The organism is Mesorhizobium sp. YL-MeA3-2017, assembly GCF_030814575.1.
GTDB classification, from domain to species: domain Bacteria; phylum Pseudomonadota; class Alphaproteobacteria; order Rhizobiales; family Rhizobiaceae; genus Mesorhizobium; species Mesorhizobium terrae.
Window position 1 is genome coordinate 1,042,029 of record NZ_JAUSVH010000001.1, and the last position, 16,392, is coordinate 1,058,420.

Below are 16,392 nucleotides of genomic sequence, written 5' to 3' on the forward strand. Positions count from 1 at the left end.
CGTCTTGTCGGGTCGGGGGGCGTTTCATAAAATGAGCTCATACTGAAATAGAGATCCAACCGTGTTCAGAATAGCCGCCGCCTCCCTCATCGGATTTGCCGCCCTTGTGGGCGTTTCCACCGTACCGGCCAGCGCCGGGCGCACCGTGACATGTTCGTCCAATGGCGACCAATACAACGAATGCCAAGCCGATTTCCGATCCGCCGTCATCCTGCGACAGAAATCGGACAGCCCCTGCATCCGCAACCGCACCTGGGGTTACGACCGTGATTCAGGTACCATCTGGGTCGATGGTGGGTGCCGCGCCGTCTTCGGCGAAGGTTCGCCTAGCCGTCGCCCCGTGCGTCGTTACTATGACGACAATGGCGGCGGCATCATCATCGAACGGCGCCGCGACTACGATCCCTATTACGACCGTCGCTATGACGATCGCCGTCGGGACGACTGCTTCTTCAACGGCGATTGCTAGCCGCAATGTGACCGAGAGGCGGGCGGAACGGCTCACCGTTCCGCCCGTTTTGTTTTATCTGCCGGGACAGCCTTGTTCCGACGCCGGCCGCTGCATCAGGACGACCTCGCGCGATGTGCCCTCATCGTCCCGCTGGCTTCGTGAGACTTCAAGGAACCCCAAGCGTCGATAGAAGCCTATGGCCGCCACATTGGCCGCATAGACCTCCAGGTCGAGCGTTCCTTTCAGCGTTGCGGCGTACAGCACCAGCGCTTTGCCATGCCCGCTGCCATGCGCGGTCGGGTCGACGAACAGCCCGCCAATGAAATTGTCGATCAGGCCGATGAACCCGACCTGGCTGCCATTGTCCTCGACGACCCAATTCTCGGCTTGTGGCAGGTAGGTATTCCTGACCTTGGCCTGCTGATCGAGCAGTTCCGTCTCGCTCAGGAAAGGATGGCCGACCCGCGACGCCGCCAGCCAGATTTCGGCGAGCCGGTCACGGTCGAGATCGTCACGATAGGCGCGGATCGTCGCGCCACGGTCTTTTATCATGGAAATGTCCTTGGAATTTTTAGTTTCAGAGAGTGGCGCGCACGCGCCAGCATCGGCCTTGCGGCCTCCCGGTCGTGACCGGCATTCAGCGATGAACGTCTCTGCGCATAAAATTCCCGATTGGACGAAATGGCAGTAGCCGAGCCTGTCCGGACGATCAATGCGGCGGATTGGCCGAGGCCGGCAGGATCTTGCCCGGGTTCATGATGTTTAGCGGATCGAGCGCATGCTTGATCTGGCGCATCACGTCGACGCCGCGACCGTGCTCGGCTCTCAGGAACCCGGCCTTGCCCTGGCCGATGCCGTGCTCGCCGGTACAGGTGCCCTCCATCGCGATCGCCCGCACGTTGAGCCGGGCGACAAAGCGCTCGACCAGCGCCACCTCGCCGGCATCGTTCGGGTTCATCAACGCCAGCACGTGGAAGTTACCGTCGCCGGCATGGCCGACGATCGGCGCGATCAACCCCATCTCGGCGATGTCGGCCTCGGTTGCAGCCACGCATTCCGCCAATCGCGAAATCGGCACGCAGACGTCGGTGGACAGTCCTTTCGCGCCGGGCCGCAAGGTCAGCGAGGCCCAATAGGCATCATGGCGCGCCTTCCACAGCTTCGTCCGCTCCTCGGCAACGGTGGTCCACAGAAACGGTCCGCCGCCGTTTTCCTCGGCGATCATGCCGAAGGTCTCCGCCTGTTCGGCCACGCCTGCATCGCTGCCGTGGAATTCCAGGAACAGGCATGGGCTCTCGGGATAATCGAGCTTGGAATAGGCTTTCATCGCCCGCATTTGCAACGCGTTGACCAATTCGATACGCGCAACCGGAATACCCATCTGGATGGTCTGGATCACCGCCCGCGACGCCGCCTCCAGCGTCGGGAACGGGCAGACGCCGCCCGAAATCGCCTGCGGAATGCCCTGCAACTTCAGCGTCAGTTCCGTGATGATGCCAAGCGTGCCCTCCGAACCGACCAGAAGCCGAGTGAGGTCATAGCCGGCCGAGCTCTTCCTGGCGCGTTTGCCGGTCGTCACCGCCTCGCCGTCTGCCATCACCGCCGTCAGCGACAGGACATTCTCGCGCATGGTGCCATAGCGCACCGCATTGGTGCCCGATGCCCTGGTCGCCGCCATGCCGCCCAAAGTGGCGTTGGCGCCGGGATCGATCGGGAAGAATAGGCCGGTGTCGCGCAGATACTGGTTGAGCTGCTCGCGCGTCACGCCAGGCTCTATCCGGCAGTCGAGATCCTCGGCATTGACGGCGAGGATCCGGTTCATGCGCGACAGGTCGACCGAGATGCCGCCGCCCGGCGCGTTGACATGGCCCTCCAGCGAGGTACCGACACCGAAGGCGATCACCGGCACGTGGTGTGCAGCACAGGCCCGCACCACCGCCTGTACCTCTTCCGTCGTCTCGCAGAAGGCGACGCCATCCGGCGCCTGTGTCGGGATATAGGTGGTGGTGTGGGCGTGCTGCTCGCGGATCGCCTGCCCGGTCTGAAAGCGCTCGTCGAGCTGCAGTTTCAGGATACCGAGGACGGCGGCAATACCTTCCTCGTTGCGTTCGACCGATACGAGGTCGCTCAGGGCCATGCTTTCCTCCGCGAATGGACCAGCGCGGCCCTTGCTCTCACCTTATGGACACGTAGTCTGCCGTGCCATTCGGCTTTGTCCAGCGCCAGAGGAAACTACGCGATGCCCATCCCCGCCCCTTTTGTCTCCCGCGTCATGGATATCCAAAAGGACTGGATCGACTATAACGGCCACCTCAACATGGCCTATTACAACGTGCTGTTCGACCGCTGTTCGGACGAAGCCTTCGAGCTGATGGGCATGGGGCCAGACTATGCCGTGGGCCGCAAGCTCACCATCTACACGGCCGAAGTGCATGTCTGCTACGTGCAGGAACTGCATCTCGACCACAAGGTGACCGCCACCTTCCAGCTTCTCGACCACGATGAGAAGCGGCTGCGCGTCTATCAGGAAATCCGCCATGTCGACGGCTGGCTGGCCGCCACATCCGAATCGCTTTCGCTGCATGTCGACATGAGCGGGCCGAAGGTCGCTCCCTTCCCGGCGGATGTGCTGGCCAAGGTGGAAGCGATGCGCGCCGCCCATGCCGGCCTGGCCCTCCCCGAACGCGCCGGTCGTTCGATCGGCATCCGCCGAAAGACGGTCTAGATGAAGCCGCATCGGCTGCGTTAACCTTAATCAATATTGAACGGGGAGAAGCCGTTTCGCGCCGTTGAGCGAATCAGCGGCGCGCACGAAAACACGGCAGCGGGAGGCCGGCACGAAGCGCGGAGGATGGCCGGAGGAAGCCGGCCGAAGGACGAGCATGAAAATCGACATCGAGGCTCTCTCGGCCAAGCTGGCCGCCGACCCGCGCATCAGCGACTACGATTTCTGGCGTTCGCTGAAGAACCTCAACAACGAAATCTTCCAGATCGCCAACTCCAACGAGCCGATCCCTTTTGACATGCTGCGCTGGCGCGCCATCCTCAAGCAGGCGCGCTCGAAACGCGGGCCGGGTTGAATTCCGGCCACGTCAAAAAGAGGCGCGCCATGCACGCCTCTCCACAAATGCTTAGCCGAATGTGTGAAATTCCTGGGCGAACCCGTTCGCGCCCGCGCCTTCAGGTCACCAGCGACAGCGTCGAGGCGAAGGCCAAAAGGAAGGACGCCGCCACCATGAACGCATAGGCGCGCGGCAGGTCGAACAGGATCATGTGGCCGGCGATCCAGGCGGTGCCGGCGGCACCCAGCGCATAAAGGAAGCCGTTGCGGTGGCCCATGACGAGGTTGGCTGCCATCAGCCCGCCAATGATCAACGCGCCGAACACGATGATGACGGCGATGGCGGCCTTGTCGAAATTATCGTCCATTCTGGGTCCGGATCCTTTGGGGTCGAATGGTTTTTCCATGACATCGCCTTGACTGGCTTCTAGTAGCGCCGACAGACTTAAACGACCGCGCCCACGGGGCAAGACTAAACTCGCGCGCGGCGGCGATAACAAGGCGGCACTGTGGATTTCGGGAAACGCTTGCCGGCTTCCACGCCCTTGTCCCGGCCCATCATCTCTCCGCATCATGCCCAAGCGCGCGCAGCGCCGCCTTCAATGGCGAACGCGCGGTAACCGGCGAAGACTGGATGATCGCCGTGTTGGTCATCGCATAGGGAATGATGCGGTCGATCAACCGCTCCAGCTCGGCGACCGAACCGACATGGGCAAGCGCGATGAAACAATCCTCGCCGGTGACGCGATCGCATAAGGCGATCTCCGGCAGGCCGCGGATGATTTCGGCGACGGTAGCAAGCTGGCCGGGCACGGGCCTGATACGCAGCCATGCCGAAAGCGGCAGGCCAAGCGCGGTCGAACTGATGCGCACCGTGTAGGCCTCGATCACGCCGCTTTCCTGCAACCGCCTGATCCGCTCGGCCACGCTCGGCGCCGACAGCCCCACCGAACGCGCAAGCTCCGCGATGCTGGTCCGCGCGTCCTTTTCCAGAAGCCGCAGCAGCTTCACGTCGATCGCATCGATGTCGGCATTTTCGTTTCCGAGTCTCATCGGTCAAAACCATCTCCGTTTTCAAGGCATATCGAGTTTCCAGGGCACCATCCGCTCATATGGAAAAGCTGTTTTCCCTGCGATGATGATGCCATGAGCGATCAAGCGCAACCCCTTGCTACCAGCCGGCTGGTGACCAGCATCCCCGCACCGGCCTGGTTCCTCGTCAGCGCCGTCTTCCATTACCTTGGTCCGGCTTTCGCGGTGCTGCTTTTCGCGCAGATCGGCGTGCTTGGCATGGCCTGGTTGCGCATCGGTGTCGCGGCGCTCATCTTCCTGCCGTTGACGCGGCCATGGCGCACCTTCGCGCATACCGATGCGGCCACCAGGCGGTTGTTGGTTGCCTTCGGCGTCTGCCTCGCGATCATGAATTGCTCCTTTTACCTGGCGCTCGACCGCCTGCCGATCTCGCTGGTGGCGGCGATCGAATTCGTCGGCACCATCGGCGTGGCACTGGTCGGCCTGCGCAGCGCCCGCAATGTCGCGGCGCTGGTCGTCGCTGTCGCTGGCGTCCTCATGCTCATCGACATCCGCTGGGCAAGCGATCCCGTCGGCCTGGGTTTCGCTTTCCTGAATGGCGGCCTGTTCGTTGCCTACATCGTGCTCGGCCATCGCGTTTCGCGCGCCGAAACAGGCGGCCTGACCGGCCTCGGCGCCGCAATGGCGGTCGCCTTTGTCGTCGTGCTGCCGGTCGGCTTCGGACAAGCCCTGCCCGCCTTTTCCTCGCCCATGCTTTTGATGGCGGCCGCCGGCGTCGGCATCTGTTCCTCGGTTATTCCTTACATCTGCGATCAGTTCGCCATGGCTCGCCTGCCGCGCGCCACCTTTGCGCTGATGCTGGCGCTGCTGCCGGCCGTGGCGACACTGATCGGTGCTATCGTGTTGCGCCAGATACCCGAGATGAAGGACCTCGCTGGCGTCGCGCTGGTGGTGGCCGGCGTTGCCATGCACAAGCCGGCGCCGGCGCGCAACTGAGCCCCCTCGACGTTCAGGCGAGTTTTTGCTTCAGGAAGGTGGTGGTGCGCTCCCAAGCGAGATCCGCCGCCTTCTTGTCATAGCGCGCCGCCGACGTATCGTTGTTGAAGGCGTGGTTGACGCCGTCATAGACGAAAATCTTGTAATCCTTCTTGTTGGCGTCGAGCGCCGCGCGGAAGGCGTCGATGCCGGCGTCGATGCGTTCGTCCAGGCCGGCATAATGCAACAGCAGCGACGCCTTGATCTTGGGCACGTCCTCGGCCTTCGGCTGCATGCCGTAATAAGCGACGGCGGCCGCAAGGTCCGGCGCGTGGACCGCCATCTGGTTGACCATGCCGCCGCCCCAGCAAAAGCCGATCGCACCGACTTTGCCATTGGCGTCGGCCTTCAAGAAAGCGATAGACGCCGCCGCGTCGGTAACCGTGCGGTCGGCATCAAGCTGCGAGATCATCTCGCGCGCCTTGTCCTCGTCGTCCGGCGTACCGCCGAGCGACGACAGAAGGTCCGGCGCCAGCGCGACGAAACCTTCCAGAGCGACGCGACGCGCGATGTCCCGGATATGCTCGTTCAGGCCCCGGTTCTCGTGCACGACGACAACCGTGCCTGCCTTGCCGTCCTGTTTCGCAGGCCGCACCAGATAGGCTTTCACGGCGCCATTGCTGCCGGGATAGGTAATATCCTGCGCTTTCACGCGCGGATCGTCGGCCGCGACGATGGATGCCGCCGCGGCATTGGCCGACAGCAGCGGCGCGATGACGGCAGCCGCGGCGCCGGAGCCGGCCAAGCGGGTCAGCTTGTCCATGAAGCCGCGACGGTCGAGCGTCAGATGCGTGTATTCGTCATAGGCGTCGATCATCGCCTGGGTGATGGCCGGCCTGGTCATGTCATACTCCCGCGGTCAACGCCGGCCAGAATAAGGAGCCCGTCCAGAGCGTCGAATCACGACGAAGTGAATGGCCTCGTCCGAGCGACCATTCCATGCTTTGCCGGAGCCCGCGCAACGGGCACGGATATGGCGAAAGGTGAGCCCCATGAATGCCCAGGACGTTGTGAATACGATTGCGCAGAAAACCAGCATAGACCAGCCGACGACGGAAAAGGTGGTCGGCACCATCCTGTCGGTCATCCAGCATGAAGTCGACGCCGCCACGGTCGAGCCGTGGTTCGCCAAGCTGCCGGGCGCCGACCAGCTCGCCCAGCAATATGACGTGATGAGCGCGGCTCCCGCCAGCGGTGGCGGCGGGTTGCTCGGTTCGCTGCAGTCGGCGCTCGGCGGCATCCTCGGTGGCAAGGCCGGCGCGCTGGTCAACGGCGTCGCGCAGCTGGAATCGACCGGCCTCAGCATGGCGCAGATCCAGCAGGCCGCCGCCACGCTGATCCAGCAGGCGAAAACCGCCGCCGGTCCGCAATTGACCAGCCAGGTGCTGGATTCCGTGCCGGGCCTCAAGAGTCAGCTCGGCCTCTAGAAGAAAAAGGGCGCAAGAAGCCGGAAGGCCATGCCTTCCGGCCACAGCTCTGAACCGCAGCGGTACTGCCGGTCAGCCGGCCGTCACGATCTGCATGAAACGGATGCGATTGCCGAACGGGTCGATGACCTCGACCTCCAGCCGGTCGTCGACCTTTTCCAGCCCGGGCTTCATGTAGCGGTAGTCCTTCGCCGCCAGTTCGCGCTGGAAGGCCTCGACGCCGCTCATATAGACGACCATGTTGCCGCCCGGGCTGGCGTCGCCCGAATGTTCGGACAGATGCAGCCTGAGGCCTGCCCGGGATACCTGCGTGTAGAGCGGGAAATTATCGCCGTAGCGATGCTCCCAATCCACCGTGAAACCGAGGAAGCCGAGATAGAACTCGTGCGCCTTGGCGACGTCGAAGATACGCACGATCGGAACCGCCTGTTCGAAGGTGATATCGCCTGCATCGGCGGCCGGTGCCCCCGCCTGCCCGGCTCTGTCTTCGATCCGGGCGGACAGGATGTTCCAATTGTCGAGGCCGAACTGGCAGGCAACGATCTCCAGCGCCTCGGAATGGGAAATGTCGATTTTCTTGACGGCAAGCGTCTCGCGCATGGCTTTCGCCATCGCCTTGGCATCCAGGAATGTGCGCATAATGCGATCCTTCTCGTCAGGGCGCTCAGGCTTCACCGGGGTCCGCATTGCCGGCGCCTTCGCCCCAAGGGACAAGGACCAGACTGAAGTGTCGCGACGCATTCGCCATACCCATTTCGGGGCGCGGACTGCCGGCTGCGTCGAGCCGTAATCGACGCTAGCCGCATCCTGCTGGTGGCGTCAATGGCCCGCAAACCCGCCAAATTAGGGAACAGTGTGTGAACATTGCTGGCCTTTCTCGCCCGAATCACTACATTCGGAGGCGAAATGGCCGGCGACCCCCACGACATGCCCTTCTTCGACGAGGACGATGCTCCGCGTTTCGACAGCGCGCGTGCACCCGCACCACAGTCAGGCCCCTCCGGCATCGCCGCCCGCGCCATGGCCGCCCGCCAGGGCCACAACAACCCGCCCGACTATCTGAAGGGGCTGAACCCCGAGCAGCGCCAGGCGGTGGAAACCACCGAAGGTCCCGTGCTGGTGCTGGCCGGCGCCGGCACCGGCAAGACACGCGTGCTCACCACCCGCATCGCCCATATCCTCAGCCAGGGCCTCGCCTTCCCTTCGCAGATCCTAGCCGTCACCTTCACCAACAAGGCCGCGCGCGAGATGAAGCAGCGCGTCGGCATCCTCGTCGGCGAGGCGGTCGAGGGCATGCCGTGGCTGGGCACCTTCCACTCCATCGGCGTCAAGCTGCTCCGCCGCCATGCCGAACTTGCCGGCCTGCGCTCGGACTTCACCATCCTCGACACCGACGACGTCATCCGTCTGATCAAGCAGCTGATCCAGGCCGAGGGGCTGGACGACAAGCGCTGGGCGCCGCGCACCTTCGCGCAGATGATCGACGGCTGGAAGAACAAGGGTCTCGGCCCCGACGAGATTCCGGAAGGCGATGCGCGCGCCTTTGCCAATGGCCGTGGCCGCGAGCTCTACCGTGCCTATCAGGACCGGCTGACCACGCTGAACGCCTGCGACTTCGGCGACCTGTTGCTGCACCCGATCCGCATCTTCCGCCAGCATCACGACGTGCTGGCCGAGTACCACCGCAAGTTCAAATACATCCTCGTCGACGAATACCAGGACACCAACACCGCTCAGTACATGTGGCTCAGGCTGCTCGCGCAGCGACCGAAACAGCCCTCTTCTCCCCGTTCACGGGGAGAAGATGCCGGCAGGCAGATGAGGGGCGGCGCAAACGTCTCCGAGGCGAGCTCCCGCCCCTCACCCGGTCCTGCGGACCACCCTCTCCCCGTGAACGGGGAGAGGGAAAGAAACCTCGTCAACATCTGCTGCGTCGGCGACGACGACCAGTCGATCTATGGCTGGCGCGGCGCCGAGGTGGACAACATCCTGCGCTTCGAGAAGGATTTTCCGGGTGCCACCGTCATCCGCCTGGAGCGCAACTACCGCTCCACCGCCCATATCCTGGGTGCCGCCGCCCATCTCATCGCCCACAATGAAGGCCGCCTCGGCAAGACGCTGTTCACCGACCGGCCCGACCCGGAAGACCCCAAGGTCAATGTGCACGCCGCCTGGGATTCCGACGAAGAAGCACGCGCCGTCGGCGAGACCATCGAGGCCTATCAGCGAGACCGCCACAAGCTGAACGACATGGCCATCCTGGTGCGCGCCTCCTTCCAGATGCGCTCCTTCGAGGATCGCTTCATCGAGATCGGCCTCAACTACCGTGTCATCGGCGGCCCGCGCTTCTACGAGCGCCAGGAAATCCGCGACGCCATGGCCTTCTTCCGCGTCGTCGCCCAGGGCGCCGACGACCTTGCCTTCGAGCGCATCGTCAACGTGCCGAAGCGCGGCCTCGGCGACGCCACCATCCGCCAGATCCACGACACGGCGCGCGCGCTGCGCGTTCCGATGCTGGAGGCCGCCGGCAAGCTCGCCGAAAGCGACGAACTGAAGCCGAAGCCGCGCGCCGCCTTGCGCGAGGTCGCCGCCAACTTCGCCCGTTGGCAAAGCCTGCTCGACACCACGCCGCACACCGAACTCGCCGAGACAATTCTCGAGGAGAGCGGCTACACCGACATGTGGAAGAACGACCGTTCGGCCGACGCGCCGGGTCGTCTCGAAAACCTCAAGGAGCTGATCCGCTCCATGGAGGAGTATGAATCGCTGCGCGCCTTCCTCGAACATGTCGCGCTGGTGATGGACGCCGAGCAGAATGAGGGTCTCGACGCCGTCTCGATCATGACCCTGCATTCGGCCAAGGGGCTGGAGTTCGAGACCGTGTTCCTGCCCGGCTGGGAGGAAGGCCTGTTTCCCCACCAGCGCGCGCTGGACGAAGGCGGCCGCTCGGGCCTGGAAGAGGAACGGCGGCTGGCCTATGTCGGCCTCACCCGCGCCAAGAAGAACCTGCATCTGTGGTTCGTCTCCAACCGCCGCATTCACGGGCTGTGGCAATCGACCATCCCGTCGCGCTTCCTCGACGAATTGCCGGAAGCCCATGTCGAGGTGCAGGAGGGCGGTGGCTCGAACTATGGCGGCTACGGCAATCCTTATGGCGGCGGTGCCTTCGCTTCCGGGCGCGGCGGTTTTTCAGCCGGACGCCAGAACCCTTACGGCGCCTCGCGCTTCGACAGCCTCGGCTCGCCGTCCGGCGGTTTTGCCGGCCGTGGCGACCAGAAAGGCGGCGCAGCCGGACAAGAAAGGGGCCAGGGCGGCGCCTTCTCCAACAGCTATGCCACGCCCGGTTGGGCACGCGCGCAACAAAACCGCACCGAGGCGACCAGCCGCAATTGGGGCACGCGCAGCGGCCACCAGGTCGAGCGCATCGGCTATGGCGAGGTCGATTCCGGCTACGGCGCCGGCCGCACTTCGGTGAAGGGCCGCACCATCGAGGGTGAATTGGTGGCGAAGTCCGTCGCCGACCAGCCATCGGCCTTCAAGGTCGGCGACCGCGTCTTCCACCAGAAGTTCGGCAACGGCAATATTTCCGCGATCGACGGCAACAAGCTGACCATCGATTTCGACCGCGCCGGCCAGAAGAAGGTGCTGGACGGGTTCGTGACGGCGGTGTGAGAAACCGCCGAACGCGTTCAATTTTTAACCCGGCCAACAAGCTCAAACAGACAGAAGCGCTTGCCGCAAGCGCCTGAAGAGGCTTGGTGAACTTCGCCAAGCCTCGACGATCCAAGCCATCGCCGAGGGTCGGTGATGTCTGCGCCCGGCCTCCCGGAAACGCGCCGCATTCGAAGCTTGAAACGCCATGCACTTGGCTTTTCATCTCCTGCGCGGGCCGCTTCCACGCCCTTCCCTAACGTCATTTTCTTTGGGTGAATCGGACAAAAATCCTTGCCATGTGGCGTTTTTGCCGCTTTCTTGCCTTTTTAGGAGGGTTTGTCGCGGCGGGCTCCAATCCAAAGAGGGGCATCACAGGGATTGGTTAACCATCTTTGTCCATCCTTTGAGACGATCGGCAATGGAACGCGCCGCTTCGCCGGCCTCCCGGCGGGCGAATGGGTAGCGCGGTTTCCACGTGTAGCGCCGATTGAAAGAAGTTCGGTTGGCATGGCGTTCGCGCGTGAAGTAGTCCGGGGCGGCGGTTCCGCAAACGGTCTGAAAAAAATCCTCGCCCGCTCGGGCAAATTAGTCGCCTGGGTGGCCATCCCCGGCGCGGGTGTTGCCCTTGCGCTATGGTCGCTGGCAACCGTCGCGGGCGCCTATTCGGCCGCCACTTCGATCCGCGCCAATGCGCATTTCATGCCCGTGCGTGCCAGCACCGCCATGGTCGATCCGCGCGGTGGCGAAGCGGCGTCCAAGCTCAAACAAGCGCTTGTCGCGCGCGAATGGGCGAAATTCCGACGGCAGGCCGAGGCAGAGAAGCTGGCGATGGCGGAAAAGGCCAAGACGGCAGCCGCTGCCGCTTTGGTGGCGAACGCCCCGCTCGGTGAACGCTTCGCCGCAACCGCATCGATTTCCGCAACGCCCGACGCCGATCGTTTCGGCCCGCAGCTCGCCGAGCCGGAACGCGCCGCGCGCGTTGCGCTCGCGCTCTCTGGCCCGTCCAATGTCGAGCTCGGTTTCGCCGAGCCATCGCCGACGCCCGACGCCGCCGTGCGCGATGTTCTGGTGGCGAGCCTGGTGCTGCCCGACCAGCAGGACGACAGTGGTGATCAGGAGATCGCGCTGGCCGATCCCGGCCAGACCGACGCGCCCGCTTTCGCCGCCGTGCCGGACAGCGGACCGCTGCCGGTCTATCGCCCTCGCGCCGAAGAGCGCCCGAAGGCGGAAGAAAAGCCGCGCCGTGCCGAGGCGACACCTCAGCCCGTGACCCCACCGGCCCCGAAGCCGAAGCGCATCACCCAACCGTCGCAGCCGGTGCTCGCCTATGCGCGACCGGACAATCCGGCGGAAAGCGGCGGTCTTGGCCAAGCGTTCCGCAACCTGTTCTCTTCGCCCGGCTCCAGCGCCCGTGCCGGCAACGGTACCGCCGTCTACGACATCGCCTCCGCCACCGTCACCATGCCCGATGGCTCCAGGCTGGAGGCGCATTCCGGCATTGGCGAAATGGCCGACAATGTCCGCTACGTGAACCAGAAGATGCGCGGCCCGACGCCGCCCGACACCTACAATCTGTCGATGCGGGAATCCTTGTTCCACGGCGTCGAGGCGATCCGCCTCACCCCCACCGACGGCAAGACCAAGCATGGCCGCACCGGCCTGCTCGCGCATTCCTATCTGCTGCGCGGCGGCCGCGCGCAGTCGCATGGCTGCGTTGCCTTCAAGGACTACAAGCGCTTCCTCGCCGCCTTCAAGCAGGGCAAGATCAAGCGGCTGGTGGTAGTGGGCGGCAGTTCGCGCGGCAAGGCGGCCACCGTCGCCGACAATGGTCGCGGCGTCTGAACCTTTCCTAGCCTAGCCTGGCCGCTCTATGATGGCTTGCAGCTGATTCTACCATAGGCTGCAGCGGGAGAGAGCATGGGCAAAGGCCGCGTCGAAGCATTCACCGACGGCGTCGTCGCCATCATCATCACCATCATGGTGCTGGAACTGAAAGTGCCCGAAGGCGAAACCTTCTCGGCGCTGGTGCCGCAGTGGCCGATCTTCCTGTCCTACGTGCTGTCCTTCGTCAATGTCGGCATCTACTGGAACAACCTGCACAACATGTTCCACACGGTGGAACGGGTGGACGGCCGCGTTTTATGGGCGAACCTGCATCTTTTGTTCTGGCTGTCGCTGATGCCGGCAACCACCGCCTTCATGGGCGAGAACCATTTCGCGCCGGTCCCGGTCGCCGTCTACGGCATCGACCTGGTGCTGTGCGGCATAGCCTACTGGCTGCTGGTCACCGCCCTTCGCCGGCTGCACGGACCACAGACCGCCTTCGCGCGCGGGCTGGGCAATGACCTGAAGGGCAAGCTCTCGGTGGTCATCTATCTGGCGGCGGTCGCGCTCGCCTTCGTCAACCAGTGGCTCGGCCTCGCGCTTTACGTATGTGTCGCCGCCATGTGGTTCGTGCCCGACAAACGCTTCGAACGACAGCTGCACGAAAAACAAGGCTAGCGCCGCATCGCCTTCAGCTTCTCCGCCACGGTAGCAGCGAGATCGGCATAGCGTTCTTCGAGCCGCTCCGCGGCGGTGATGACGGGAAAGTCGTGGTCGAACTTTTCCAGGGCTAGCCTGAGCTTCTCAGCGAAATCGACCTGCTTCTCGAGCGCCGAAAACAGAGTCCTGACCTGCTGCTCGCTGATCTCGGGATGCGTGAGCATCTCCGGCACCTCGCGACTCATGCGCTCGCCGGTCGCGGTTTCCTGTTTCAGGATCTCCAGCCAGTCGGTCAATGTTTCGTCGAGGCCCATGATATGCCGATGCGCCCCTTCTACCGGCGGATCGCGGCAACACCAAGTCCATTGTGCAGCGCACACTTCTACTTCATCTCGAAAAGCAGTACAGCGTACAGTTTTCAGCACGCGGCCGCGCGTTCTTGAACTCTCCGAGATCAGAACGAATACATCTTAAGTTCTGTATATAATAACACGGTAATATATTTTTATGGATTCTATGCAAAATTTGAACTTGCAGGCAATGATGTCTGCTCTTCCGCCTTGAGCGGTACCTCGGGCCCCTTCCGCTTCGCACTAGCAGGCGGAAGGGGTCTGGTATCTGGAGATGCCATCATGCCCGAAACACTGGCGGGACCTGGGCACAAATGACGGCAAGGGCGCTGGGCGGATCGCTGATCTTGACCGCCAGCGTCGCATTCGGCTTGGCCGGCACCCCAGCCCGCGCTGGCGAGGCGCTGCAGCCAACCATCACCACCAGCATCGAGCGTCACTACACCACCAATGCGATGCGGAGCGATAAGCCAGTCGCCGACTGGTATTCCCTGCTGCGCGGCACTTTCTTCCGCAAATGGGGCGACGAGGACGCCTATGTTTCGCTGAACGCCGAAGGCCAAGCGACGCGCCATGACGAGGTCACCATCGAGGACGACCGCGCCGGCGGCGTACAGGTGCAGGCTTTCCGTCGCCTCGCCGGCGGCCTCGAACTGCGCGGCACCCTCGCCTACAACGCCACCACCAAGGGCGACCATATCGACTTCGGCCCCGTCGTGATCGGCACCCGCACGCTGAAGCAGGTGGTGAGTGGCCAGGTGCAGGTCGGCCTGGACCTCGGCAACGCCACCGCGCTCATCGTCGACGCCACGACCAGCTTCGAAAAAGCCGGCCTCACGCATTTCGAGAACGACATCTTCCTGCCCAGCAAGCTCGACCCCGACAAGCGCAACGCGCAGGTCGCGATCAAACTGGTGCGTACGCTCGGTCAGTTCACCCTGGGCGTCCAGGCGACGGCGCTGCGCATCGCCGTCGAGCGGCTCGGCAGTCCGCCGGTTGGCGTTTCGCTCAACCAATACGGCCTGCGTGGCGAGATCACTTATGTCGGGGCTGGCGGCGCCACTGCGGGCCTCGCGCTGGGCGCTGAGCTGCTGCATGGCGCCGACGACACCTATTCGCGCATCCGACCGGCCTGGCAGCTCACCTTCGCCAAGCCTTTGCCAAAGGGTTTCGACCTGCGCGGCACATGGTACGGCCGTTACGAAACCGCCGACAGCGACGACCCGCTCGCTTCCTGGGTCAACCGCGGCGAATTCGAGGTCGGCTATAAGCTGCGCGAGGACCTGAAGCTCGCCTCTGGTGTTGCCTGCGAGTTCAAGCGCAATCTTTTGTGGGAGAATGTGGAGCGCAAGCGCATCTTCTACGCGGAAGCTACCTATGACGCGAGCGCCCGCGCCGCCGTGGTGCTGCGGGTGGATGTGACCCGCACCTTCAAGACGGTGATCGACGTGCGTGAGAACACCGTCGATACTTTTATCGCGCTGCGCGCCAAGATCTGACCGCCAATATGCGCGCCGGGCAAACCAGCATCGCGCGCTCAGATGATCGGATGATCCTCAAATCCTGAAAAGGCAAAAGCGGAAGGGCTGCAAAACCCTCCCGCCCCCCGGATTGCCTTGTTCAGGCAAACCGCCCCTGATGCTCAGTGCTTGCCGAGCTTATAAGTGTTGCCACCGCCGAGAATGGTGTTGGTGACCTTGCTGAGACCGGTGCCGACACCCAGGATGCCGACGCCCACGCCGTTCAGGATACCACCGACCTGCGTGTTGTTGCCGCTGAGGATCGGCGAGCCGTTCAGGATGCCGATGTCTCCCAGGGCGATGCCGGGGGAAATGTTGATGAGCCCACCGCCCGAGTTGTTGCTGTTGCCGTGGGAACCGAAGCCGCCGGCATAAGCGCTGACGGTTGAAAACGAAACAACTGCGGCAGTGAGTACAATCGCGAATTTCTTCATGACTTCTCTCCTTGTTACAACAGTGTTTACTTGCGCCTCTTCATCAGTACCTCTGAGGATTGATAGTACACATGATCACAAACTACACAAGTATGAGCGAAGTGTAATTTAGGAATACACGATGTTTTCCAATTTTTAACTTTAATGTTTTACGTTAAATAATTTGGTTACCAAGAATGGTTACCGCGAACACCAAATTGAGCTTGCGCGATATCTCCGCGCAAACACTCATGGTTAAGAACTGAGACGAGGTGCTGGTGAAAATGACCTGAAGCCGGCCTAGGCTTCCCGTTCCCAGCGGTCGAGAAAGGCCTCGATGGCGAGCGCCTGCATGTCCGGAACAGCCCTGGCCAGCACCTCCGGTGGCCAGTCCCACCAGGACAGCGTCTCGATGCGCGCGGCAATCTCCTCGCTGAAGCGCCGGCGCAGCGGCCTCGCCGGCACGCCGGCGACGATCATATAGGCCGGCACATCATGCGATACGACGGCATTGGCGCCTATCACCGCACCGTTGCCGATGCTCACCCCCGGCAGGATCACCGCGCCATGGCCGACCCAGACGTCATGGCCTATCGTCACCGGCCTCGCCCGGCGCCGCTCGCGGAAACCGTTGTCGACGCCCAGCCAGCGGAAATACTCGTTCGGCCGGTAGCTGACCTTGTGCGTGGTCAGCCGCTCCATCGGATGTTCCAGCGCATTGATGCGGCTGTTGGCTGCGATGGAGCAGAACTTGCCGATGCTGGTGTAGATGGCCTCGGCATGGCGCTCGAAATAGGAGAAGTCGCCGACCGTCACCTCGCGCAGCACGACGCGCTCGCCTATGGCCGAATAGCGGCCGAGGCGACAGGATTTCAGCTCCGCGGTCGGGTGGATGCGAGGCTCCCGATCCTTCGGCACGAGTTGGTCGTTGCGGTCCATGACCCGGCTTTACGCCGGGCAGCCAG

General features: G+C 63.4%; 18 protein-coding genes. 9 read left to right on the plus strand and 9 right to left on the minus strand.

The window, feature by feature from the left end:
• Positions 1-61 precede the first annotated feature (61 nt).
• Entirely contained in the window at positions 62-469 is a 408-nt protein-coding gene (locus QFZ88_RS04915) for a DUF3011 domain-containing protein (protein WP_024924456.1), read from the plus strand.
• 54 nt (positions 470-523) lie between these two features.
• Here QFZ88_RS04915 and QFZ88_RS04920 read toward each other — a convergent pair whose 3' ends face one another.
• Both QFZ88_RS04920 and QFZ88_RS04925 read right to left on the minus strand, forming a co-directional pair.
• The gene (locus tag QFZ88_RS04920; protein ID WP_024924455.1) at positions 524-1,003 is read right to left on the minus strand and encodes a GNAT family N-acetyltransferase; all 480 of its coding nucleotides are present in this window, start codon (positions 1,001-1,003) and stop codon (positions 524-526) included.
• A 157-nt stretch (positions 1,004-1,160) separates the two neighbouring features.
• Entirely contained in the window at positions 1,161-2,588 is a 1,428-nt protein-coding gene (locus tag QFZ88_RS04925; protein ID WP_024924454.1) for an FAD-binding oxidoreductase, read from the minus strand.
• A 102-nt stretch (positions 2,589-2,690) separates the two neighbouring features.
• Here QFZ88_RS04925 and QFZ88_RS04930 point away from each other — a divergent pair, with 102 nt between their 5' ends.
• A complete protein-coding gene (locus QFZ88_RS04930; protein WP_024924453.1) occupies positions 2,691-3,176 on the plus strand; it encodes a thioesterase family protein in 486 nt (161 codons plus the stop codon).
• A 157-nt stretch (positions 3,177-3,333) separates the two neighbouring features.
• The gene (locus QFZ88_RS04935; protein ID WP_024924452.1) at positions 3,334-3,531 is read left to right on the plus strand and encodes a hypothetical protein; all 198 of its coding nucleotides are present in this window, start codon (positions 3,334-3,336) and stop codon (positions 3,529-3,531) included.
• Positions 3,532-3,631: 100 nt separating this feature from the next.
• Here the strand turns inward: QFZ88_RS04935 and QFZ88_RS04940 are convergent, their stop codons facing one another.
• Together QFZ88_RS04940 and QFZ88_RS04945 are read right to left on the minus strand one after the other, a co-directional pair.
• Positions 3,632-3,880, minus strand: coding sequence for a hypothetical protein (locus QFZ88_RS04940; RefSeq protein ID WP_024924451.1), 249 nt, complete (start codon positions 3,878-3,880; stop codon positions 3,632-3,634).
• 190 nt (positions 3,881-4,070) lie between these two features.
• The gene (locus QFZ88_RS04945; RefSeq protein WP_024924450.1) at positions 4,071-4,565 is read right to left on the minus strand and encodes an Lrp/AsnC family transcriptional regulator; all 495 of its coding nucleotides are present in this window, start codon (positions 4,563-4,565) and stop codon (positions 4,071-4,073) included.
• A 93-nt stretch (positions 4,566-4,658) separates the two neighbouring features.
• Here QFZ88_RS04945 and QFZ88_RS04950 point away from each other — a divergent pair, with 93 nt between their 5' ends.
• Positions 4,659-5,540: an EamA family transporter gene (locus QFZ88_RS04950; RefSeq protein WP_036255049.1), complete on the plus strand. Its 882-nt coding sequence runs from the start codon at positions 4,659-4,661 to the stop codon at positions 5,538-5,540.
• A gap of 13 nt (positions 5,541-5,553) precedes the next feature.
• Here QFZ88_RS04950 and QFZ88_RS04955 read toward each other — a convergent pair whose 3' ends face one another.
• Positions 5,554-6,423: a dienelactone hydrolase family protein gene (locus tag QFZ88_RS04955; protein ID WP_024924448.1), complete on the minus strand. Its 870-nt coding sequence runs from the start codon at positions 6,421-6,423 to the stop codon at positions 5,554-5,556.
• A gap of 148 nt (positions 6,424-6,571) precedes the next feature.
• On the opposite strand from QFZ88_RS04955, the gene QFZ88_RS04960 reads away from it, so the two are divergent.
• Positions 6,572-7,006, plus strand: coding sequence for a hypothetical protein (locus tag QFZ88_RS04960; protein WP_024924447.1), 435 nt, complete (start codon positions 6,572-6,574; stop codon positions 7,004-7,006).
• A 72-nt stretch (positions 7,007-7,078) separates the two neighbouring features.
• Here QFZ88_RS04960 and QFZ88_RS04965 read toward each other — a convergent pair whose 3' ends face one another.
• Positions 7,079-7,645, minus strand: a complete 567-nt coding sequence (locus tag QFZ88_RS04965) for a glyoxalase superfamily protein (RefSeq protein ID WP_024924446.1) — start codon at positions 7,643-7,645, stop codon at positions 7,079-7,081.
• A gap of 267 nt (positions 7,646-7,912) precedes the next feature.
• Between QFZ88_RS04965 and QFZ88_RS04970 the strand changes: the two genes are divergently transcribed.
• The 3 genes from QFZ88_RS04970 to QFZ88_RS04980 all read left to right on the plus strand — a co-directional run bounded on the left by QFZ88_RS04970 (position 7,913) and on the right by QFZ88_RS04980 (position 13,162).
• Positions 7,913-10,678 carry an ATP-dependent helicase gene (locus QFZ88_RS04970; protein WP_024924445.1) on the plus strand — a complete coding sequence of 922 codons (2,766 nt, stop codon included), beginning with the start codon at positions 7,913-7,915 and terminating at the stop codon, positions 10,676-10,678.
• Between the two features lie 489 nt (positions 10,679-11,167).
• Entirely contained in the window at positions 11,168-12,502 is a 1,335-nt protein-coding gene (locus QFZ88_RS04975) for a DUF2778 domain-containing protein (RefSeq protein WP_024924444.1), read from the plus strand.
• 75 nt (positions 12,503-12,577) lie between these two features.
• Positions 12,578-13,162 (plus strand): TMEM175 family protein, encoded by a 585-nt coding sequence (locus QFZ88_RS04980; protein WP_024924443.1) that lies wholly within the window; start codon positions 12,578-12,580, stop codon positions 13,160-13,162.
• On the opposite strand, the gene QFZ88_RS04985 is transcribed toward QFZ88_RS04980, so the two are convergent.
• Positions 13,159-13,440 carry a hypothetical protein gene (locus tag QFZ88_RS04985; protein ID WP_024924442.1) on the minus strand — a complete coding sequence of 94 codons (282 nt, stop codon included), beginning with the start codon at positions 13,438-13,440 and terminating at the stop codon, positions 13,159-13,161. The genes QFZ88_RS04980 and QFZ88_RS04985 overlap by 4 nt on opposite strands.
• A 401-nt stretch (positions 13,441-13,841) precedes the next feature.
• Between QFZ88_RS04985 and QFZ88_RS04990 the strand changes: the two genes are divergently transcribed.
• Positions 13,842-14,993 carry a hypothetical protein gene (locus tag QFZ88_RS04990; protein WP_137900515.1) on the plus strand — a complete coding sequence of 384 codons (1,152 nt, stop codon included), beginning with the start codon at positions 13,842-13,844 and terminating at the stop codon, positions 14,991-14,993.
• Between the two features lie 143 nt (positions 14,994-15,136).
• On the opposite strand, the gene QFZ88_RS04995 is transcribed toward QFZ88_RS04990, so the two are convergent.
• The gene (locus tag QFZ88_RS04995) at positions 15,137-15,448 is read right to left on the minus strand and encodes a hypothetical protein (protein ID WP_024924440.1); all 312 of its coding nucleotides are present in this window, start codon (positions 15,446-15,448) and stop codon (positions 15,137-15,139) included.
• Between the two features lie 279 nt (positions 15,449-15,727).
• Positions 15,728-16,366, minus strand: a complete 639-nt coding sequence (locus tag QFZ88_RS05000; RefSeq protein WP_024924439.1) for a DapH/DapD/GlmU-related protein — start codon at positions 16,364-16,366, stop codon at positions 15,728-15,730.
• Positions 16,367-16,392: the final 26 nt, after the last annotated feature.

Coding starts and splice junctions, on each gene's coding strand:
- QFZ88_RS04960 (WP_024924447.1), top strand. CDS start 6,572: ATGAATGCCCAGGACGTTGTGAATACGATTGCGCAGAAAACCAGCATA.
- QFZ88_RS04930 (WP_024924453.1), top strand. CDS start 2,691: ATGCCCATCCCCGCCCCTTTTGTCTCCCGCGTCATGGATATCCAAAAG.
- QFZ88_RS04970 (WP_024924445.1), top strand. CDS start 7,913: ATGGCCGGCGACCCCCACGACATGCCCTTCTTCGACGAGGACGATGCT.
- QFZ88_RS04940 (WP_024924451.1), bottom strand. CDS start 3,880: ATGGACGATAATTTCGACAAGGCCGCCATCGCCGTCATCATCGTGTTC.
- QFZ88_RS04935 (WP_024924452.1), top strand. CDS start 3,334: ATGAAAATCGACATCGAGGCTCTCTCGGCCAAGCTGGCCGCCGACCCG.
- QFZ88_RS05000 (WP_024924439.1), bottom strand. CDS start 16,366: ATGGACCGCAACGACCAACTCGTGCCGAAGGATCGGGAGCCTCGCATC.
- QFZ88_RS04980 (WP_024924443.1), top strand. CDS start 12,578: ATGGGCAAAGGCCGCGTCGAAGCATTCACCGACGGCGTCGTCGCCATC.
- QFZ88_RS04995 (WP_024924440.1), bottom strand. CDS start 15,448: ATGAAGAAATTCGCGATTGTACTCACTGCCGCAGTTGTTTCGTTTTCA.
- QFZ88_RS04945 (WP_024924450.1), bottom strand. CDS start 4,565: ATGAGACTCGGAAACGAAAATGCCGACATCGATGCGATCGACGTGAAG.
- QFZ88_RS04955 (WP_024924448.1), bottom strand. CDS start 6,423: ATGACCAGGCCGGCCATCACCCAGGCGATGATCGACGCCTATGACGAA.
- QFZ88_RS04920 (WP_024924455.1), bottom strand. CDS start 1,003: ATGATAAAAGACCGTGGCGCGACGATCCGCGCCTATCGTGACGATCTC.
- QFZ88_RS04965 (WP_024924446.1), bottom strand. CDS start 7,645: ATGCGCACATTCCTGGATGCCAAGGCGATGGCGAAAGCCATGCGCGAG.
- QFZ88_RS04925 (WP_024924454.1), bottom strand. CDS start 2,588: ATGGCCCTGAGCGACCTCGTATCGGTCGAACGCAACGAGGAAGGTATT.
- QFZ88_RS04975 (WP_024924444.1), top strand. CDS start 11,168: ATGGCGTTCGCGCGTGAAGTAGTCCGGGGCGGCGGTTCCGCAAACGGT.
- QFZ88_RS04950 (WP_036255049.1), top strand. CDS start 4,659: ATGAGCGATCAAGCGCAACCCCTTGCTACCAGCCGGCTGGTGACCAGC.